At 56.3% G+C, this 21,201-nt stretch carries 17 protein-coding genes; 6 read left to right on the forward strand and 11 right to left on the reverse strand.

The window, feature by feature from the left end; all coding sequences use genetic code 11:
• Positions 1-29 precede the first annotated feature (29 nt).
• Together VFA76_05060 and VFA76_05065 are read left to right on the forward strand one after the other, a co-directional pair.
• A complete protein-coding gene (locus VFA76_05060) occupies positions 30-497 on the forward strand; it encodes a (2Fe-2S)-binding protein (protein ID HZR31205.1) in 468 nt (155 codons plus the stop codon).
• A complete protein-coding gene (locus tag VFA76_05065; protein HZR31206.1) occupies positions 494-2,614 on the forward strand; it encodes a xanthine dehydrogenase family protein molybdopterin-binding subunit in 2,121 nt (706 codons plus the stop codon). The genes VFA76_05060 and VFA76_05065 overlap by 4 nt, the downstream gene beginning before the upstream one ends.
• 12 nt (positions 2,615-2,626) lie before the next feature.
• On the opposite strand, the gene VFA76_05070 is transcribed toward VFA76_05065, so the two are convergent.
• The 5 genes from VFA76_05070 to VFA76_05090 all read right to left on the reverse strand — a co-directional run bounded on the left by VFA76_05070 (position 2,627) and on the right by VFA76_05090 (position 7,805).
• Complete coding sequence (locus VFA76_05070) at positions 2,627-4,930, reverse strand: hypothetical protein (protein ID HZR31207.1); 2,304 nt, start codon at positions 4,928-4,930, stop codon at positions 2,627-2,629.
• 211 nt (positions 4,931-5,141) lie between these two features.
• The gene (locus tag VFA76_05075) at positions 5,142-5,669 is read right to left on the reverse strand and encodes an OmpA family protein (GenBank protein HZR31208.1); all 528 of its coding nucleotides are present in this window, start codon (positions 5,667-5,669) and stop codon (positions 5,142-5,144) included.
• Positions 5,627-5,947 (reverse strand): flagellar motor protein MotB, encoded by a 321-nt coding sequence (locus tag VFA76_05080; protein HZR31209.1) that lies wholly within the window; start codon positions 5,945-5,947, stop codon positions 5,627-5,629. Before VFA76_05080 ends, VFA76_05075 begins: the two co-directional genes overlap by 43 nt.
• Positions 5,948-5,949: 2 nt before the next feature.
• Positions 5,950-6,873, reverse strand: coding sequence for a flagellar motor stator protein MotA (gene motA / locus VFA76_05085; protein ID HZR31210.1), 924 nt, complete (start codon positions 6,871-6,873; stop codon positions 5,950-5,952).
• A 44-nt stretch (positions 6,874-6,917) separates the two neighbouring features.
• A complete protein-coding gene (locus VFA76_05090; GenBank protein ID HZR31211.1) occupies positions 6,918-7,805 on the reverse strand; it encodes a diguanylate cyclase in 888 nt (295 codons plus the stop codon).
• A gap of 196 nt (positions 7,806-8,001) precedes the next feature.
• Between VFA76_05090 and VFA76_05095 the strand changes: the two genes are divergently transcribed.
• Positions 8,002-8,373 carry a hypothetical protein gene (locus tag VFA76_05095; protein HZR31212.1) on the forward strand — a complete coding sequence of 124 codons (372 nt, stop codon included), beginning with the start codon at positions 8,002-8,004 and terminating at the stop codon, positions 8,371-8,373.
• A gap of 19 nt (positions 8,374-8,392) precedes the next feature.
• Here the strand turns inward: VFA76_05095 and VFA76_05100 are convergent, their stop codons facing one another.
• From VFA76_05100 to hydA, 3 genes are all read right to left on the reverse strand, one after another.
• Positions 8,393-9,094, reverse strand: coding sequence for an SDR family NAD(P)-dependent oxidoreductase (locus VFA76_05100; protein HZR31213.1), 702 nt, complete (start codon positions 9,092-9,094; stop codon positions 8,393-8,395).
• An 84-nt stretch (positions 9,095-9,178) separates the two neighbouring features.
• Positions 9,179-11,977 (reverse strand): TonB-dependent receptor, encoded by a 2,799-nt coding sequence (locus VFA76_05105; GenBank protein ID HZR31214.1) that lies wholly within the window; start codon positions 11,975-11,977, stop codon positions 9,179-9,181.
• Between the two features lie 178 nt (positions 11,978-12,155).
• On the reverse strand, positions 12,156-13,547 hold the full coding sequence (gene hydA / locus VFA76_05110; protein ID HZR31215.1) for a dihydropyrimidinase: 1,392 nt from the start codon (positions 13,545-13,547) through the stop codon (positions 12,156-12,158).
• Between the two features lie 77 nt (positions 13,548-13,624).
• Here hydA and VFA76_05115 point away from each other — a divergent pair, with 77 nt between their 5' ends.
• Both VFA76_05115 and VFA76_05120 read left to right on the forward strand, forming a co-directional pair.
• The gene (locus VFA76_05115) at positions 13,625-14,653 is read left to right on the forward strand and encodes a TIGR03842 family LLM class F420-dependent oxidoreductase (protein ID HZR31216.1); all 1,029 of its coding nucleotides are present in this window, start codon (positions 13,625-13,627) and stop codon (positions 14,651-14,653) included.
• 170 nt (positions 14,654-14,823) lie between these two features.
• Positions 14,824-15,135, forward strand: a complete 312-nt coding sequence (locus VFA76_05120; protein ID HZR31217.1) for an EthD family reductase — start codon at positions 14,824-14,826, stop codon at positions 15,133-15,135.
• Here the strand turns inward: VFA76_05120 and VFA76_05125 are convergent.
• The 3 genes from VFA76_05125 to VFA76_05135 form a co-directional block, all read right to left on the reverse strand.
• On the reverse strand, positions 15,116-16,591 hold the full coding sequence (locus tag VFA76_05125) for an NCS1 family nucleobase:cation symporter-1 (protein ID HZR31218.1): 1,476 nt from the start codon (positions 16,589-16,591) through the stop codon (positions 15,116-15,118). The two genes, VFA76_05120 and VFA76_05125, sit on opposite strands and share 20 nt — an antisense overlap.
• A 183-nt stretch (positions 16,592-16,774) precedes the next feature.
• Positions 16,775-17,680 (reverse strand): nitrilase-related carbon-nitrogen hydrolase, encoded by a 906-nt coding sequence (locus VFA76_05130; GenBank protein HZR31219.1) that lies wholly within the window; start codon positions 17,678-17,680, stop codon positions 16,775-16,777.
• 82 nt (positions 17,681-17,762) lie between these two features.
• Positions 17,763-20,357, reverse strand: a complete 2,595-nt coding sequence (locus VFA76_05135) for a carboxypeptidase regulatory-like domain-containing protein (protein ID HZR31220.1) — start codon at positions 20,355-20,357, stop codon at positions 17,763-17,765.
• Positions 20,358-20,500: 143 nt separating this feature from the next.
• On the opposite strand from VFA76_05135, the gene VFA76_05140 reads away from it, so the two are divergent.
• Positions 20,501-21,172: a response regulator transcription factor gene (locus tag VFA76_05140; GenBank protein HZR31221.1), complete on the forward strand. Its 672-nt coding sequence runs from the start codon at positions 20,501-20,503 to the stop codon at positions 21,170-21,172.
• The last annotated feature ends 29 nt before the right edge of the window (positions 21,173-21,201 follow it).

The raw sequence follows: 21,201 nt of genomic DNA on the forward strand, positions 1-21,201 counted from the left end.
TACTATGCTCTGAAATTTACTGACCGCTTATGGCTGAAATAACTCTTCGCGTAAACGGAGTAGACCGCAAGGCCAATGTTCTGGAGAACACGCCCCTTCTCTGGGTAATCCGCGACACGCTCAGCCTCACGGGCACCAAGTACGGCTGCGGCGCAGGTCTATGCGGCGCCTGCACAGTTCATGTGGATGGGGCTCCCGTCCGCTCGTGCTCTACTCCCGCCAAGCAGGTGGCCGGGAAGGCGATCACCACCATCGAGGGTCTGTCGGAGAATAGTACGCACCCATTGCAGCAGGCGTGGATCGCAGAAGATGTTCCGCAGTGTGGCTATTGTCAGTCCGGTCAGATCATGGCCGCCGCAGCCCTTCTCGCCAAGCACCCGAATCCTTCTGACGATGAAATCACCCAAGCCATGACTGGAAACCTCTGCCGCTGTGGCACCTACGATCGCATTCGTCGCGCCATCCATCGCGCTGCGAATTCCGGAGGCGCGCGATGAGCCCCGTATCCCGTCGCGAGTTCGTGGTCGGCACGGTTGCAGCCGGCGCCGGTCTAGTCGTGGGTTTTTATCTGCCCCATGGAACATTCGGCAGCAGCAGCAAGAGCTTTGCCCCCAACGCCTATCTCCGAATTGCTCCTGACGACAAAGTCACTGTGGTCGTCACTCGCTCTGAGATGGGACAGGGCGTACGCACCGCCCTCCCCATGATCCTTGCCGAAGAACTCGAAGCCGATTGGTCGAAGATCAACTTTGAGCAAGCTGGCGCAAGCACGTTATACGGCGATCAGAGCACAGGGGGCAGCGCCAGCGTGCGCACCACTTGGGATCCCTTGCGCAAGGCCGGGGCTGCCGCCCGCGAGATGCTGATCTCTGCCGCTGCACTTGAGTGGGGAGTTCCGCGCTCCGGCTGCAAGGCGGAGAACGGGAGCGTGGTCCACGCTGCGTCCGGTCGCCGCGCCAGCTACGGTCGGCTTACCCATCGCGCTGCAACCCTTCCGGTACCTACCGATCCTCCGCTGAAAAACGCCAAAGATTACAAGATTATCGGCACGCGCAGACTGCGCCTGGACACTGCGCCCAAGATAAACGGCACCGCCGGTTACGGTATTGATTTCCGCCTGCCCAATATGAAATACGCCGTGCTCGCGCGTTGTCCCGTAATTGGCGGTAAAGTTTCTAAGTTCGACGATGGCGAGACGCGGAAAATTTCCGGCGTGACCCACGTGACCAAAATCGGCGACTCCTCGATCGTCATCGTCGCCGACAATGTGTGGTCCGCGATGGAAGGCCGCAGGGTCCTCAATGTCACCTGGGACGAAGGCCCGAACAAAGACCTGAACTCCGCCGCCATCACTCAATCGCTTCACCAAGCCGCTAGTAAGAAAGGAGCGACCCTCTACTCTGCGGGCGATGTTTCCAAAGCCCACGGACGTCGCATCGAAGCGGTATACGAACTGCCTATGATGGCGCACGCGCCCATGGAGCCAGGCAACTGCGTGGCAAATTATCAGGCCTCGCGCTGCGAGATTTGGGCGCCAACGCAGGTTCCGCAAGATGTCCGCGATTCCGTCGCTCAGGCTGTCGGCCTTGAATCCGATCAGGTAAAGGTGAACATCACCTTGTTAGGTGGCGGTTTCGGTCGTCGGCTTGAGCACGATTACGCCGTGGAAGCTGCCTTAGTGTCGAAAGCCATCAACGCTCCGGTGCAGGTGCAATGGACGCGCGAAGATGACATGCGCAACTCCACTTATCGTCCTGCCAGCTACCACATGCTCAGCGCCGTGCTCGACGGCTCTGGCTGGCCGACAGCATTTACGCATCGCCTGATTGCACCATCCATCAATGGCCAGAAGGGAACACCGCTGGATGGTGGCATTGATCCCGACCTGAAAGACGAAGCCGCATTCCTGTACCCGATCCCAAACGTCAACCTTGAATACGTACAGCTTGATACGCCGGTGCCGCTGGGCTGGATGCGCGCAGTCTACGCCTTGCAGGCTGCCTTTGCTACGGAAAGTTTCATTGACGAGCTCGCCCATGCAGCCAACAAAGATCCGCTTGATTATCGTCTCCACTTGCTTGCGCAAGATCACGACATTCAATTCTGGGACACGCACTGGCGTACCGATCGTTTACGCGGTGTTCTCAAGCTTGCGGCGGAAAAGGCTAATTGGAGCAAACCGCTGCAGGCAGGCCGCTATCGCGGGATTGCCGCCTTCGGCTGCTTCAGCAGCTATGTGGCTGAGGTAGTTGAGATCACAATGGACAACGATCAACCGCGCGTGCAGCGAGTGGTAGCGGCGATTGATTGCGGCCAGGTCATGAATCCCAATACGTTAGAGCAGCAGATTAATGGTGCGATCATTTACGGACTCGCCAACGCGCTGCGCGCGAAGATCACAATCGAAAAAGGCCGTGTGGTTCAGGGCAACTTCGACGATTACGCTCCCATTCGCATGAACGAGGCGCCCGCCCTGGAAGCCTATTTCGTGCAGAGCTCTGAAAGTCCTACCGGAGCAGGTGAGCCGCCTCTTCCGCCGCTGGCCCCCGCTATCTGCGGCGCAATGTTCGCAGCAACTAAAAAACGCGTGCGCTCGTTACCCATAACTGCCTAGCTTCAATTCCCGCTACAGCAGCCCATAAACCACTAATTGAGTTTTCGTTCCCACATAAACGCGGCCATTGGCGACCGTAGGTGGAGCGAAGCGCACCGCCGTGCCAAGTGTGTCGCGCGTACCAGCTTGGTTGCTGTTGTAAAGCTCGGTGGCAAGGTTCGTAGCATCATATGCGTGCAATATGCCCGCCCGCTCAATGATCCACACAATGCCATTGGTGTCGCCGCTGGATGAAATGGTCGGAGTCGCGCCCGGAATTCCATAAGTGGTCGCCGATTGTGATTCAGGCGAAGTTGACAGCATCCCTCCGGTTAAGGTGTAGGCCTTGGCAAAGTCCGCCACTCCCACGTAATAAACTCGGTTTTGCCAATAAGATGGTACGCAGAAGCTGTTGTCCGAATCGGAACTGCCGAGCGCGTGGGCGATCTCTTGCACCACATTGTCGCCCGAGGTGCTGTAATGACCCATATTGTCACGGTCGATAAGGTAGATTTTTCCTTCCTTGCCCGCGCTGGTAAGAAGGTGCGGATGTGCTCCGGGCTGGTCGGGCAGCAACAAAGGACCTCCCGATCCAAGGTCAACATCATGGCTCGAGAGCAGTTGTTGGTTGAACGGCGTAAAGAAGTCGGCCACTGCGAGCCCACCCCCGCCCAGCGTCAATTTGAAGAAACTGTCGCCATAATCCGGACCACCCTCCGCCGTACCATTGCCACTCAGGCCATAGATGGCGCCGGCGTTGTCCGCCGCCAGTCCGCCCCCACCTTGCCAGATGCCGCCATCTTGACCGTTTGGGGTGTCGTTCCAAATTCCTACTTGATTCAAGCTGGCCGCGTCGTACGCAAATACCCAACCGTGGTAAGGTCCGTTGTCGCCGTGAGAGGCAAAGGCAATATAGATGGTGCCATTCACCAGCAGCAGCGCCGACCGCTGTAGCTCGATCTTGGCCTGGAATGGCACATTGCCGGCGCCATCATTTCCCACTCCCGTGCCCGGAACGGATCCGGAGATAGTTACCGGACCCCCGAATTTCTCCGTCCCAGAGGTGATGTCTAATGCGTGTAACCGTTGGAAGTAGGCGCCATTTTCTTTGGTGAATGCCTCCACGTAGATGGTCCCAGTGTTGGGATCAATAACCGGTGTGGAAGTAATTCCGATCTCCGGGAAAATCGTGCTTCCCACGTCTCCTGTCGGTACCGTCGTGATTCCCGCCGCGGGATTTGTGAAGTTTACCTGCCAAAGTGGGGCCGTGGTATGGCCGTCTGCATCGAATGCGTACACACTGGCATGTTCCGTTGCCACGTACACGACGTTATGTGTACCTTGTCCAGCAATGGTCACTCCTGGGACGTAAAGCGGCTGCCCATAAATGTATCCATCCACGCTGAAACTGAATTTCTTCCCAAACTGCGTCTTATTAACATTCGCGGGGGTCAATACTCCCTCGTTCACATTTTGTCCCGTACGCGCGTTGTCATACTTGTAAGTGAACATTCCGCCCAGCTGTGGCACCGGGGCATTTACATTTACCGTGGCCCAGGCGTTGGCTGTATGCGAGCCATCTGTTGCTGTAATGGTGTAAATCGTTGTTGAACTGGGGGAAACCGTCACCGAGCCCGATGGCACTGCAACTCGGCCAACTCCTTGATCAATGGTCAACGACACTGCGTTCGCAGATGTCCAGCTTAGGGTCGAGCTTTGTCCCTGGTCGATACTGCTTGGGTTTGCGCTCAAAGCTACGGTCGGTGGGGGCGCTGGTGGGGAGACCTTAACCGTTGCCGAAGCGGTCATTGTAGCGCCGTTGAAATTGGCAGTGCCTGTATACGTTGTGGTTGCCGCTGGTGTGACTCTTACGGAACCCGCTGCGCCAAATGATCCCAGGCCGTTGTCGATGCTTACTGAATTTGCTCCCGGCGCGGAAAAGGTCAACGTAGAGGACTGACCCTGCGTGATTGCGGTTGGATTGGCGCTGAGCTGAAACCCCTGCAGTCCACCCACGCTCACCGTCACCGCTGCTTGCACCGTTCCGCCCGGGCCCTTTGCGGTGCCGTGATAGGTAGTTGTCACCGGAGGCGTTTCGTCCTTGGAACCGGAAACTGCAACCTTCCCAATACCATTGTCGAAGGTCACGGAGGTCGCGTTCGTCGAGGTCCATGTCAGCGTGGTACCCGTGCCCAGAATGACGGCTGTGGGCTGCGCTGTCAGGGTCAAAGTTGGGGCTGGTTGCGGGCCTGGCCCGGGTAGCGGGCTGTTCGACTTCGCTCCAGAACACGCCATTAAGGCAACAATGAGCAGCAGGGCGGGGGCAGATTTGAACATGACTCTCGGATTAAACTCCACTGGTGATTGGCGGCTCTCGATGGGTACCTGGTCGGCTCTTGCGAGCTGCTGCTGCTGAGAGAAGGGATGTGTCAGGTGCTCGCCTGGGTTGCTTTCGACGCGAGCATCTGTTCTACAAAGATTACTTAATTAAAGGGAGTTGGGCGTTGGAACTAGGGCAAATTGCTTGCCTGTCGTGCTATACGGGGATCTAGTGTTCGGCGGGTCTTTTATTATCCGTTATGTGAGACGGGGATGGCACAGCAGGTGCGGCTGGTTCATCGGGTGCAGCATCGCTGCTCACTACATATTGGACGATAACAGAAATGCGGCGGTTCGATGGATCGAGCGGATCTTTCGGACTGCGTAATCTCTGGTCAGCGTAACCTCTTACCTGCGTGACCTGGTCCTGCCTGAGTCCCACTTGCTGCATCAATCGTCGGGCTGCGTTCGCACGGTCAGTCGAAAGCTCCCAATTACCGTATCCTCCCGGCCGGGCGAAGGGCTTGGAATCTGTGTGTCCCTCGATGGACACCTTGTTTGGCAGTTTTCCCAGCTCTTGAGCGAGCATGTTCAGCAATTCCTTGCCGCTTTCATTGGGCAGACTATTCCCCGTCTCGAAAAATGTTCCGCTGGCGGATTCCAGTAGCTCTATGCGCAATCCTTCGGCGGTTATCGTCATTTCTATGTGGTCCTTTAATTTGTCCAGATTTGCCGCGCGACGGACCGCGGTCTGCAATTCGTCCTTAAGCTGGACATGTCCTCCTTGGTCAAGATGACGTTCTCACCAGAGCCGGTCTGGTCTGTTCCAACTTTATTGGAGGTTCCGGTTGGATCTTTGAAGTACCCGCCGACTGCTTCGCGAATTTGTTTGCTGCTATTCATCAGCCAGAGCACGATGAATAAGGCCATCATGGCGGTGACGAAATCTGCGTAGGCGACCTTCCACGCTCCCCCGTGATGTCCGCCGTGGCCGGCTTTCTTCTTGATGACGATAATCGGACGTGCTCGATCCATTATTACTCCGCCTTGCCCGCCGCTGCGGCCGCGGCTGCCGGTGGTTCTGACCCCTCCGTCGCGGCTGCACCTGCCGCGGGGGTTTTGCACGCCGACTCAAGTTCCTGAAATGTAGGTCGCACATGTCCGGGGACAGCTCGGCGCGCCATCTCCACCGCCATGATGGGGGGCGTTCCCTTCATGAACGAGATCATTACCACACGCAGGACGTGATAGTAGGCGTGCTCATCATCCGCAGTTTTTGACATGTTGCTGGCCAGCGGTCCGACTAATCCGTAGCACAAAAGAATCCCGAGAAATGTTCCCACCAGGGCCGCGGCGACCTTATGTCCTATCTCCTCCGGTGGCCCCCCAAGCGCTCCCATAGTGATGACTACTCCCAACACTGCAGCCACAATACCGAGTCCTGGCAACGAATCGGCCGTAGTGCTCAAGGCCGCGATCGGTTGCGTGGCCCCATGATGATGAACTTCCATGTCTGCCTCTACCATCTGATCTACGTCGAAAGGTTCTACTCCTCCGCTAACGGCCATGCGCATGGTGTCGCATACAAAATCTCGTGCGTGATGCTCTTTAAGAAAAGCCGGATACTTAGTAAAAACCAAGCTCTTGGCTGGATCCTCAACATCAGCTTCTAGCGCTACCAGGCCTTCTTTTCGCGCCTTATTCAGGAGTTCATACATCATCTTCAAACTTTCCACGTAGCGTGACTTAGTGAACTGCGGAGCCCCAAATACACCAGTTATTCCGCCAACGATTTTCTTCAGGATGTATAGCGGATTCGCGATCAGCACGGTTCCCGCCGCCGCGCCTCCAATGATGAGCAGCTCGGCGGGCTGTACGAGGACCTGCATGTGGCCGTGCTCCATCAAATAGCCGCCGACCACGGCGCCAAACACCACGACGATGCCAATAATTACAAACATAGAATGTCAGCGCTAAGTTGATTTCAGGGCTTCTCAGCCATCGGTTAATCGGGATTGGTAACGACTGCTTCTAAACATTCTTCTGCTCTCGCCATCAGTGTGCTGATCGAGTCTCCTTTCTGGGCGGTCGCTCCCGCCACCGATACCGTTGGCGAAAGTTGGTCTCCCCACCATTCGATAGAAACGGAACCGGCAATTCTCTGTACGCGCTTACTCAGTTCCTCCACTGGCGACGGCATGCACTCCGGGAGGATGGCCAAGAGAGTTTCTTTGTCCCAGCGTCCTACAATGTCGGTTCCTCGAAGTGAATTCTTGAGGGTTTGAGCCACGGCCCGCAGCATAGTGTCCGCAGCATCCGGCCCGTGGGCGAGCTTAAACTCATTCAATTGATCTACCCGCACTAGCAACAAACCGAACGGCTGTTGTTGTTCGGTAAGTGATGCAAGCATCTCCTCGAGCGTGGACTGAAGAGACTCATGATTCGGAACATCAGTAGTTTCGTCTATACAGGCTTCGATCATACGATCGCCCTGCCTGCGATTCTGGGTCCGCATTCGCAGCTCATCGAAGCTTTCCGCGGCGCCAATAATCACTCCCCGGCCATCCCGAATGGGAACTGTCCTGACTTGCACCAGGATTCTGTGCCCGGCTCGGTGGCGTATGTAAACCATTGTGTTTCTCGGCTGCCCGTCGTGGATGGTGTCGGCCACCGGGCATGTGGGAGCACAAACAACGCTTCCGTTCTCAGTGCCTTGCACCAGAATGTCGTCTCGGCAGGCCCGCCCCACTACATCTTGCCGCAAATACCCCGTGATTCTTTCGGCGCCGTCATTCCAAAACGCGATCTTCTTGTTGCGATCTACGAAATACACTCCGGTGGGCAACGCTTCCAGAACTGCCCTGAAGATTTCAGCCTGCTCTAACCCGGACATTTAGACACAACTTCCTGGGTCTCCGGAGGGAGAACCCTAATGTCTTTTCGACTGAAAGGAAGTAAGACTTTAGAAGGGACACTTGGCCTCTGTACTAACGAGCGTGCTAGTCTTATTCATAGCGCCACTTATCCTCTGATACAATCGTTTGTCTTTTGCTGCTGAGAATATCTGCGCCGCAGAACGGAGAAAGAACATGGCGAACTTCGTACGAGTAGTAACCCAATTACAAGCGGAACGAGGGCGTTTGGAGCAGGACCTCCGCAAGTTGGTACAGGCAATTACTGCACTTACCGGAAGCACGGTGAATAGCACTGTGCGGGGACGGAGCAGCAGAGTGAGCGGCACGCGTTCAAGATTGTCTGCCGCAGCTCGCGAAAGAATCGCCGCCGCTCAACGTGCCCGCTGGGCAAAGGTTCGCGCCACCACCAAAGCACAGAAGCCGAAGCGTACTCTTTCTTCAGCGGCGCGCAATAGAATCGCAGCCGCCCAGCGTGCCCGTTGGGCTAAAGTTCGGCAACAGAAACTGCGCAAAGAGCCGGCATCTCAGCAAAAGAAAGCGGCCTAGAAAAGCGCATGGTCCTGCTTTACAAATCGCCGCCATAAATTGGAATCGCGGCGCCATTAACGTCCTTGCCCGCTTCGACCGCCAACCACACGATCAGGCTTGCCACGTTTGCGGGCTGCACCCATTTTGAAAAATCTGCCTTTGACATGGCTTGGCGGTTCGCCGGAGTGTCCATGGTGCCCGGCAGGATTACGTTGGCCGTAATGCCAGTATCCCTGTTCTCCAGCGCCACGGTGCGAATCAGCGCTACCAGTGCTGCCTTGGATGCGCTGTATGCGCCAACTCCCGCCCCCGGCTCCAGCGCTGCGCGGCTCCCTATGGCGATGATCCTCCCACCTTTGCTCTTGCGCATTTGCGGAATCACCGCGCGTAAGAGGTAAAACGCGCTGTTCAGGTTCATGTCCAGCATGCGTTGGAAAGTGACGTCATCGGTATCGCCGACTGTTTTCCCTCCCGCGAAGCCACCTACCAAATGGACAAATATATCGAGCTTGCCGGAGCGAGAAACCGCGGCATCTACCGTGTTTTTGGCCGCCTCGGCATCCGTGATATTCGCTGCTAACGCCACAAACGATGGGTGCTTAAAGTCCGACTGTTTAACGCTGGGTGACACGCCGAGTACCAACGCCCCCGCCTGCAGCAGCGCCGGTGTGACTGCATTTCCCAGCCCTCCGTTCGCGCCGGTCACGAGCGCAACCTTACCCTTCAAGCTCTGTTCCATGGCGTGAGGTGCTCCTGAAGATTGATTCTAAGCGGCGGAAAAAAAGGTGGTCCACTGGGACCACCACCGGTGCAAGAGTGCTATCTAGAAAGCCACGCGCAATCCCAGCTGCAATTGCCGCGCCGGAGAAATGATGTCTGTGGGCTTGCCGAAAGCTGACCCGGGATTCTGCAGGGTGCCGCAATTTATGGCGGTGGCAGAACATCCGGCATTCAACGCTCCAATGTACGACTCAGCGTCAAAATTCGCATGATTCACCACATTGAACATGTCCACCGTGGGACTCAAGGTCACCCGCTCACCAATCTTGAAAGGCCGTGACAACCTGGTGTCCCAGATGTAGGTGGAGGCTGAACGACCGGCATTGCGCCCCACTCCCGCTGGACGGTCCTTCACGTGGCCATCTCCATTGTTGTCCAGACCGGTTGTGATGTTGAACGGTCGCCCACTCTGCATGGAGATAATGTTTGAAGTCTCGAACCCGAGCGGCAGCCTGATGATTCCGCTGAGCACGAAGCGGTGACGCGCATCGCGCAAGGTGGGGCCTTTATCAGCGAAAAGATTGTTGCTGTCCTGCGGCACTCCCGGCTCGAAAATATCGTCCGATAAGCTAACCGCTTTTGAAAGCGTGTAGGAAAGTTGGAATTGAAAGTTCTGCGTCAGGTTCTTGCGCGCGCTTACTTGCATAGCATTGTAGTGACTTATATTTGTGGTTTCGAAGCTGCTGAAGAGTCCTAGTCCGGGGAATTTTGCCGCCCCCGGGTTCAGCTCTCGGGTAATCCAACCATGCAGGCCAAGAACGTGAACGTAAGTCGCATCCAGCACTATTCCTGCCGGCAGCTGCTGTCCCACTCCGATCGAGTATTGCTCGGTATAAGGTTGGTGTACGGCGCCAGAAATCGCGAACCCACCTGGGGTCTGGGCCGCGGAAAACGCCGGATCCGATAAGCTCGGCTGCGCCGGCGTGAAAAAGCCAAACAGATACTTCACTCCATCGAAGGTCCTGTCGATGTAAGAGATTTCCCAGGGAGTCGAGTCGTAGTAGATTCCGAATCCCCCCCGCAAGACGGTGTGGCCATTACCCAGCACGTCATAAGCGAATCCAGCTCGCGGACCGAAATCCAACTTGGGTGTCTCCCTCGTGCGGCTATTAAAGAATGGTGCCAGGCCCTCCAGCGGGTGGTGGAATCCGGCATCGATAAATCCGCTCTCGTGCTCATAGCGAAGGCCCAGATTCAGCGTCAGGCGGCGGTTGACCTTCCAGTCATCCTGAACGTAGTAAGCCATCTGCCAGGTGGTCGTGCCTTTTTCTACGGTTGAGCCCAACCCTTTCAGAGCGAACGAGAGATGGCCTGGAATCGAACTGGTGCAGCTCACCGGATTTACAAAATCCGGGAGGCATTTGATCCCTGGATCATCCTGGTCAAAGATAAATACGCCATTCTTGAACAGGTCAAACAGCGCGTTGTACTTGATCCGCGGATTCAGGTCGGTACCGAATTTCAGGTTATGTACCCCGTGCCAGTTCCCCATAGTGGAGACATCGTCGCGGAACTGCAGCCGGTCTTGCTGCACATTTTGCGGTGTAGAAGCATTCTGTCCGATTACGACCGATGGGAAACGCAGGTTGATCCCGTGGCTTGTCGGAACCAGGTTGTTAATGAATCGGTTGAAGTGCACCACAAACTGGTTCAGTGTCCGTGCAGAGGCCACCCAGGTATGGGTACCTTGCCACGAGATGTTTTCATTGGTTGCCTTCTGGAATGCGCTTGCTGCAGGGGGGCCACCAACGGAGATGTTGGGATCAATGCGCAAGCCTTCGGTCGAAGAGTTCCGCTGGAAGGTACCACGGAAACTAAAAGTCTGCGCCGCATTCAAGTGATGGTCGAATTTGGCGACCATCAGCAGGTCGCGAAATGGGGCAGGAAACGCCCCCTCAAATTGCGGAAACACACCCCCTGTGTTCACCGTCTGACTCTTCTGCTGGCGGTTTCTCTCAAAGGCAAAAAATCCAAACGTCTTGTCGTGAATGATCGGACCGCCCGCCGCGGCCCCGAACTGTTCGCGATCGAAATCCGGCTTGGTCTGCTCAAAAAATCCTCGTGCCTGCAGGTCCTTATGGCGAAACAGCAGAAATCCGCTGCCGTGCACGTCATTGGTTCCGGACTTGGTTATCACGTTGACGAACGGTCCAGAGGAATGGCCGTACTCCGCCGAAAACTGGTTGCTGATGACTTGGAATTCCTGAATGGCATCTTCCGGCACCAGCCCCACCGGCCCGCCCACGATATTGTCATTGAAGTTCCCGCCATCAATGCTGATTCCCGAACTGCGCGCCGTTGCTCCCCCTGCAACGACGCCGCCGTATAGCCTTTTCGTCGGGTCATACGAAGGAGAAGGAGCCACGCCGGGAATCAGGTTGGCGAGTTGCTGAAAGTTTCGGTCATTCACCGGCAGATCTGCAATTTGGGCCTGGCTTACGCCCTCTGCCACCTGGAACGACGAAGTATCAACCTGCGTAATTTCACTGCTGACGTTCACCTGCTCGCTCTGGCCCGCGACTTTGAGCACCAGGTTGGCAGTTAGCGTGTCCCCAACCGTCAGCACTACCTTAAGCGCCTCGTTGCTGAAGCCGCTTTTCGCGGCCCGCACTTCATATTGGCCACGCGGCAACAAGTTGAAGCGATAAAAACCTTCGCTATTCGTAGTCATCGTTCGCGACAACCCGGTTTCCAGATTGGCGGCGGTCACGTTGGCATTGGCCACCACAGCGCCCGAGGGATCGGTAACCGTACCTTGAAGATTGGACGTCACCACTTGGGCGTGAACTGCTAGGGCAAACACGATGCAAAGGGTAGACGCGAACAGGCCTTTGGTTTTCACGGGGGGAACCTCTCTCTTTCTATTAGTAGGCCGGGAGAATGCTCTTGCTATGAAATTGGGCTAAGGCTAGATAAGAACGCAATCGCTGTCAACAGAAATCCGCCCGACATAAACACTTACAAGACGTTAGGAGAGAGATCTCATCCGTCACTTTAAACAATCGCAACAGGCAATTGTCCTAGATTGATCCCTGGGTATTCCTTCGCAGAAATTGTCCATGCCCTACTCGCCCTTTAAATGAATTGTCTTCGATTACCACATCGCCGCGACACAGCACCGTCGTCGGGGTGCCGGTCACTTTAATTCCTTCAAACATCGAGTAATCCACTCGCATGTGGTGCGTCTTTGCACTGATGGTGTGCTCGCGTTTTGGGTCGAAGATAACCAGATCGGCGTCGCTGCCCACGGCGATGGTTCCTTTTCGCGGATAAAGCCCAAAGAGTTTCGCCGGCATAGTTGAAACCAACTCTACAAAACGATTCACGCTGAACCGCCCGGCAGCTACGCCGCCGCTGTAGACCAGGCTGAGCCGGTGTTCGATTCCCGGGCCGCCGTTAGGAATCTTCGTAAAATCACCTTTCCCCAGTTCCTTCTGTTCTTTGAAGCAGAACGGGCAGTGGTCTGTCGAGACCACCTGCAAATGGTCGCGCTGAAGGCCCGCCCACAGCTTCTCCTGGTGCCATTTTTCGCGCAGCGGCGGGGTGAACACATACTTGGCGCCTTCGAAGCCAGGAACGTCGAAGTTTTCGATCGAAAGATAAAGATATTGCGGGCAGGTCTCTGCATAGACGGGCAATCCGCGATCGCGCGCCTCGCGAACTTTTTCCAGAGCTTCATTGCAGCTCAGATGGACGATATACACCGGCGCGCCCGCCATTTCTGCCAAAGCAATCGCCCGCGCCGTAGCTTCTGCCTCGGCGGTGGTCGGCCGGGTGAGCGCATGATATTTAGGCGCGGTCTTGCCCTCTGCCAGAGCCTGCTTAACGATTACATCAATCGCGCCGCCATTCTCCGCGTGCATGCAAACCATCGCCCCCTGCTTCGCGGCAGCCTGAAAAGCTTTGAAGATGCTGGCGTCATCTAGCATGAAAACGCCGGGATACGCCATGAACAGCTTGAAGCTGGTCACGCCTTCGCGCACCAAAGCCTTCATCTCTTCGAGACGCGCGTCCGGCAGATCGGTGATGATGCAGTGGAAGGCATAATCGCAGACTGCTTTGGATGAGGCCTTCGCCATCCACGTATCGAATGCAGTTCGCAGCGACTGCCCCTTGTACTGGATCGCAAAATCAATCAGCGTCGTGGTGCCCCCGAAGGCTGCCGCCCGCGTTCCCGTCTCGAAATCGTCAGCGCTGGTTGTTCCTCCGAACGGCATGTCCAGGTGGGTGTGGACATCAATTCCGCCCGGCATCACGTATTTACCCGGCGCATCTATCACCCGGCGAGCATTGTTGGCCGGCAGCTCCTTCGCAATCGCCGAGACTTTGCCATCCGCGATCCCAACATCTGCAAGATAGCTGTCTGACGCGTTAACCACGGTTCCGCCTCGAATGAGGCTATCGAAAGCCATGATCCTCCTCAGATGAAAAGTCGCGCATGCATTTTATGCTAACCTGCTTTCCTTAAGCGCAACCTCCGGAACAAGCCATGAAATTCGGCTTCACTTTAAAACCCGATCTTTCCGTGGAGCGCATCATCGGCCTTACCCGGCAGGCCGAGAAGGCAGGCTTTGAATACGGCTGGATATTCGACTCGCATGTTCTGTGGAAGGAACCGTATCCGCTGCTGACGCTGATGGCCAGCAACAGCCGCTCTCTGCGATTGGGCACGTGCGTGACCAATCCTGCGGTGCGCGACATCACTGTCACCGCCAGTCTCTTTGCCACCCTGAACTTGATTTCGGGCGGCCGCATGGAACTGGGCATTGGACGCGGCGACAGCTCGCGCCGAGTACTGGGAAAACCGCCGGTGACATCCGCGCACCTCGAAGAAGCTGTGCGCACATTTCGCGACTTGACCGGCGGTCGTGAGATCAACTACGAGGGTCAACCTACGCGCATTACCTGGGCCGAGGGCTCGCCTCCAGTGTGGATCGCGGGCTACGGCCCGAAGGTCTTGAATCTTGCAGGCCGCATTGCCGACGGCGTAATCCTGCAGTTCGCCGATCCCGACCTTATTTCCTGGTGCGTCGGCTTTGTCCGCCAGGGAGCTCGCGAAGCTGGTCGCGATCCGGCAAAGATCGAAATCATGGCCGCGGCGCCGGCGTGGCTTTCTAGCGATCTCCCGGCAGCGCGTGATCGCGTGCGCTGGTTTCCGGCGCTGGTCTCCAATCACGTGGTTGATCTCATCTCCCGCTACAAACCCGAAGAGTTGCCAAGTTCGCTCACCGCCTACGTGCGCAACCGTGAAGGCTACGATTATCGTCACCACTGCGAAGTGGACAGCGACAACAAGAGCTTTGTTTCCGATGATGTGGTTGACCGGTTTTGCCTGGTTGGTCCCGCGAAAGATCAAATTGCCAAGCTGCGGCAACTTGAAAAGGTAGGAGTCACACAGTTCAACCTTTACTTGATGTCAGGAGAGGAAGAGAAAGCGCTGGACCAGTTCAGCCGTGAGGTTGTTAGTACCTTTCAGAAACAGCCCGCAGCCAAGACGGCCTCGCGCAAGCCGGCATAGTCAGACGCGTTTAGAGAGTCCCAAACACCTCCGCCTCAGAAACTCGGGCCCATCTCTGTAAGCTCTCGTGTGTTCGAAACTCCCGTGGCGCTCGACATTCCAAACGTGCTTATATTACGGTTCAACAACTGTCCACACCAGCCCTCGACCAGAGTTCAGGAGGCGGCCCCATGATTAAGGTCACCGTGATGTATCCCAACAGTGAAGGCGGTACCTTTAACATGGATTACTACTGCAAGAAACACATCGCCATGGTTCAACGGCTCCTCGGCAAGGCGTTGAAAGGTGTAGCGGTGGAGCAAGGCATCGGCGGCATGGAGCCAGGATCGTGCCCCGCGTTTCTAGCAATCGGTCAACTGCTTTTCGATTCTGTCGACGCTTTTCGGTCGAGCTTCGCCCCACACGCACAGGAGATTGTTGGCGATATTCCAAATTACACGAACTCCCGTCCGACTATTCAGATCAGCGATGTGAAGCTGTAGGGACGTGGCCGACCGCCTCCCCGCGCATCACCGCCCAATAGACCACAAACGCTATTCCGAATCCCACGAACCAGGAATAATCGTAGAGCACTCTGATTGACGGGACCACTAATCCCACCAGGGCCAGCCCCGATCCCAAAGCCAGCGCGACCACGGCTCGCCAGTTAATTCCGCCGGAATATTCGTATGCTCCCCCGCGCAAATAAAGATCATCAACCGCCAACTCTCGGCGGCGAATAATGAAGTAATCGCAAATCATGATTCCCGCCACTGGGCCGAGAAACGCGGCGTAACCTCCCAGCCAGCCCAGAATGAAGGTCTTGTAGTTGGCCAGCAGCTTCCACGGCATCATGGCAATCCCGGCGAAGCATGTGATCACGCCACCGGTGCGAAAGCTGATCAGCCGCGGCCGCAGATTGGAGAAATCATTCGCCGGCGAAACCACATTGGCGCCGATGTTGACGTTGAGCGTGGCCAGCAAAATCGCCAGCAGCGCAATCACCACTGCGATCGGCGAATGAAAGCGGCTCAAAAGTTGTACCGGGTCCCATATCGCGGTCCCATAGATCACAACGGTAGCCGAGGTCACGGCAATGCCGATAAATGAATACAGCGTCATGGTTGCGGGCAGCGCGATTGCCTGACCGATCGCCTGCTGTCGCAATGAACGCGAAAAGCGCGTGAAATCCGGGATATTTAGCGACACCGTTGCCCAGAAACCAACCGTCCCATTCAGCGCCGGGATGAGAAATTTCAGAAACTCCGAAGTGGTCTGGAAGCGGGAAGGCGCGCCTAGCATTGGCCCAAATCCGCCTGCTGCTCGATAAGCCCACAACAAAAGTGCTATGCCTACGGCCAGCAACACCGGAGCGCTCACGCCTTGCAGAAAGCGGATGTACTCGATGCCTTTCAAGATCACAGCCAGATTGATGATCCAGAACGCGAAAAAGCAGATTCCTGTGGCGTGCGGCACGTTTCTCCACGACGGCCAGAGCGTCGCAATTAGAGTATTGATGGCCTCGCCGCCGATCCAGGTCTGAATCCCGAACCAGCCGCACGCCACTAATGCCCGCAGCAGGGCAGCGATGTTCGCTCCCAGCACGCCGAATGGTGCACGAGCCAGCACCGGAAATGGAATTCCATACTTCGCGCCGGGATGCGAATTCAGCAGCATCGGCGCCAGCACGATGCAGTTGCCGACGAACACCGTGAGCACCGCCTGCTTCCAGTCCATCCCGCCCTGAATCATGCTGGCTGCCAGCATGTACGTCAGGATGTTCACCGACATCGAAATCCACAGTGCGGCGTAGTTGTATGTGCCCCAGGTGCGACGCTCAGGCGGTACCGGCGCCAGATCAGGGTTGTAGAGCGGACTGCTCTCGATGCTCCTCTTAGCGGGGTTCGACGCAGCCGCAGAACTTTGGGTGCCGGACATGGTCTCGAATGTGACCGACATGGTAAATCCAGTGGCCACTCACCCAACGAAGATTTTTATGACGAGTATTTCAGATCCCTATGGCAGCGGCATCTGCTCGAGATCCGAGAACACGTCGAGTAGCGGAGGGGGTGAGATTCAGTACAGCCCTAAGCGGAGGGCATTTTAGACAAGTCTCTTCCAACCAAGAAGACGAAGAAATACTTAATCCGCCGCGGCCGCTTTTCCGCTTGTCTTGCCGGTTTGCGCGGTGATCGCATCGTACGTCTCCGGCCGCCGATCGCGGAAGAACTGCCAGACTTTGCGCACCTCGGTAATCATATCGAGATCGAGATCGGCGACCAGAACTTCATCTTTGTTGCGGCTCGCTTGGGCAACAATTTTCCCGCGCGGATTACAGAAATAACTCTTGCCGTAGAATTCGCCGATGCTCCACGGCTTCTCTTCGCCCACGCGATTGATCGCGCCCACGAAATAGCCGTTGGCGACGGCGTGAGCCGGCTGCTCCAGCTCCCATAAATATTCGGACAGCCCGGCCACCGTGGCCGACGGATTGAAAACAATCTCCGCCCCATTTAATCCTAAGATGCGCGCGCCTTCGGGGAAGTGACGGTCATAGCAAATGTAAACTCCTACGCGCGCATATTTAGTGTCGAAAACCTCATATCCCATGTCCCCCGGCGTGAAATAAAACTTTTCCCAGAAACCAGGATGGCAGTGCGGGATGTGATGCTTACGATATTTCCCTAGGTATTTTCCATCGGCATCAATCACTGCGGCGGTATTGAAGTACAAGCCGGGCATCTGCTCCTCATACACCGGCACAACCATCACCATCTGGTGGCGTTTGGCCAACTGCTGCATCGCCTTCAGGGTGGGGCCACCGGGCACCGGCTCGGCCATCTCGTACCAGCGCTCGTTTTGCTCCGCGCAAAAATACGGACCATAGAACAGCTCCTGCAGACAGAGGACCTTCACCTTCTTCCGCGCGGCCTGCTCAATCAGCGAGAAGTGCTTCTTCATCATCGCTTTCTTAATGTCTTCCAGCGAATGGTCGGCCCCCAGGGCGTTGCTCGCCTGGATCAGCCCACAGCGCACGATTCGTGGCATCGGGTACCTCCGGAAGGGAACTATCGAGGCAGAAACTATAGCAGAGGAGCGAGCGCGCTAGCGCCGGCGTGGCATCCAGCAACTAAAACTTGAACTCCAGGTTCACCTGCATGCGTCTACCCGGATGTGCCGCCACCGCCCGCCCGAAAAATGGTGAACTCAGCGTACCAATATAGGTGTCGTCGTTTTCGTGGTTCAGTACGTTGAAGGACTGTAACGAGAGCGTCGCCATCGGCCCTTCCTTCTTCTTGCTGATTTGAAAATCGTGCGCCAGACTTAAATCCAGATTAACCAGACCGGGACCGTGCATCACATTACGCGGCAGTCCGAAAGGCCGGTCGTTAGCGATGCCATCGTGGTTATCATCCGCACCGGTTGTGATATTTACCGGCGTGCCCGAATATAAAGAAAGGGCTACTCCCAGGCTAACCAGTTTGGTCGCCTCCACCGAACCCATCAGATCGAACTTGTGCCGCCGGTCAGAATCGGATCGCGCCCAGTCAGCGTTCGGAAAATAGCTGTTGCCAGGAAAGTATGTAATACCGCTGGTGTTGTTGTAGGTCTTGCTCAGGGTGTATTGTGCCTGCCCGGCAAAAAACTTGCTCGGTTTTCCGCGAAATGTTACTTCCAGTGAATTGCCCTTCTGGTAGCCTTCCGACTCCATCTGCCGCACCTGGCCCAGCTGTGGATTGGGGAGCACGGTGAAATTGGGCGGTAGCGGTGCGTTGATATCGCGCGAGCGAAACGCATCTATGCGCCGCGAGCCCACGTAAGTTGCGCTGAGGGAACTTTTTTGCGTGAGCTGCCGCTCAACCCCGACGCTGTACTGCACGGTGTAGGGAATCCGCGCCCGCGGATCGAGCACCACTACACTGGTTGGCTCCGCCGCCAATGAACCCGGCGAGACCGGGAACGTAGGATTCTCCACAATGAAGCGCAGCAGACTTGTGCCGTTGAAGTGCAGCAGGTCTGAAATGGGCCGCGGCCCGCTGCGGTCGTAGAAAACTCCCGCGCCCCCCCGGACAACGGTCTTGCTCTTCTCCGTCGGCGCCCAGGCGAATCCAAAGCGCGGCGCAAAGTTATTGGGATCGTTGTGAAAATAGTTCTGCCAGTAGTAGCGCATCCCCACCGACAACGACAAATTCGGCCGCAAGCGGACCTTGTCTTCAATAACTCCGGCAAAATTCTCTTCCAGAAAAACCAGGTGTCCCTGGCCCCTCTGCTGCACGAAGAAAGACGGCCGCCGGGCTATGTAGTCCGCGATGCTGGCGAAGGAGTAGGTCCCGCCAAAATTGGTAAAGTTGTCTTCCCCGCGTCGGCTGATGTCCGGAATATCTACGCCAAACTTCAGTTCATGCTTGCCGCTGACATAAGTGAGTATGTCAGTGCCATCAAAGTGGTACTCGGTTCGCCTGCCATCCGCCTGGGCGCCCCCGACGGTGAATGCGCCTGCCACTACGATGGCCGGCGCCGCACTCAGGCTGATCACCGGTCGATCGTAATGGCCGACCAGGAACCGCAACTGGTTAAGCATTTTGGGAGAAAACACGTGCCGGTAGCTGACGTTGATTTCGTGTTCCTGAAACACCTGCCTGGTTCCAGCCTCCGGCAAAACGGTTCCTCCTACGTTCTGATTTCGCTCGCTTTGCTTTTCGTATGAGTACCCAATCCAGAACTGGTCGGCGCTGCCAAAATCGTGAAACACACGCCCCGAGCCAAAAAAGTGGTGCGTGGGCATGGGCACGTTTTGCGTGATGGGCCCGCTCGGTCCCTGCGCGACCACGATCGCTTGATCATCGTCCACGTCGCGGTCCAGCGAAAGCAGAAAGCTGGTTTTCTTGCTGTGGCCGAGCGGGCCACTCAGCGACCCTTCGTAATACTGCCGATGTTCCGAGGGCTTTACTACAGAGAACGGATTGCGGGCGTCAAATAGAGAGTCGCGGAACAGCAAGTTGACCGTACCGTGAAAATTCGGGGTTCCTGGTTTCGTAATTATTTCGAGTCGCGCGCGCCCCGGACGCGAAAATAGGGCGGAGTAAGGATCCTGGTTGATCTTCACTTCTTGTACCGCGGAAGGGGTCATGCCCGGGCCGTTTGCCTCTACGCCATTCACCACCAGCGTAACGCCATTGGTGCCCAGCGCGCTGTCGTCCAGGAATCGGGAGAGCATAGTGACATAATCGTGATCGAATACCGGTACGCGATCGAGCGCGGCACGGTCAATCGAGTTCGCATTCTGGTTTTCGGAAATCTCCGTGCTCACTTGGGGGGCCGAGCCACCAGTTGCCGTCACCGTAAACTCCTGGCTCACTACCGCAAGGGGCATGACCACATTAATGGAGTTGCGGGCCTTCAATCCAACCGTAACTTTCACCTTTGTCTCGCGAAAGCCCTCCTGCTGCACGTCAACCTGGTAAGCGCCGGGGGCCACGCTGATGAACCGGAATGTGCCGGCATCTTTGCTCGAGGTTTGGCCCACTTGTTTGCCATCGGCCCGGTTCAGTGTCACCTGTGCTCCAACAATCGCGGCGCCCGAGGGATCCCGGACGTTTCCCGTGATCTCGTACGATGCCGCCCCGGGGTCGTTTTGAGCACGCGCGATTCCGCTGGCAAGCAGGGCAGTCAACAGGAGAGAGTTCACAAGGTATTTCATCGCGGGACGATCTAAAACACCCATTGTAATTTCTTGCGGCACACCCATGGTTACAGTCTTTTTAAGATTTACGTCATTAAGCAAAGCTTAAGCCTCACCCAAGTAGCCTTTGTCTGCTTGAATGAACGTTTTCACAGCCGGATAATGCAAGTAAGGTCACAGAAACCATGCGTGTCCTGGTCATAGAGGATGAACACCGACTAGCCGAGAACATCGCTCGCAGCTTGAAAGACAACGCCTCCTGGGCGGTTGACATTGCTTTAGACGGCGAGAACGGTCTCTTCATGGCGGAATCCGGCTCTTATGACCTGATCGTGCTCGATCTGATGCTTCCCAAGCTCGACGGTCTCCAACTCTTGCAACGTTTTCGCAAACAGGGCTACAAGACCCCGGTTCTGGTGCTGACTGCCAGGGACGAAAAGGAATCTATTGTCCGATTGCTAAATGCCGGCGCCGATGACTATCTTTCCAAGCCCTTCGACCTCGGCGAATTCATGGCCCGCGCTAAAGCGCTGGTGCGTCGCGGCAAAGACCAGCATTCGCCACTGCTCGCAGTAGCCGACCTGGAGGTAAACACCGTAGAACGCTCGGTGCGGCGCACCGGAAAGAACATCACGCTTACACCTATGGAATATCGGGTCTTGGAGTACTTGGCGCATCGCCCGCGCGCCGTGGTTTCCAAGACCGAATTGCTGGAGCACTTATACGACTACAATTGGGAGAAGTTCAGCAATGTCATCGAAGTCTATATCTCCGGGCTGCGCCGTAAAATAGATGATGGCGCGACCGTGAAGTTGATCCACACCTTGCGCGGACAGGGCTATTCGCTACGCGCCTAAGTGCATCAGCGACATAACGCAACAGGATC

It is taken from the genome of Terriglobales bacterium (genome assembly GCA_035651655.1).
GTDB lineage: Bacteria > Acidobacteriota > Terriglobia > Terriglobales > Acidobacteriaceae > DASRFG01.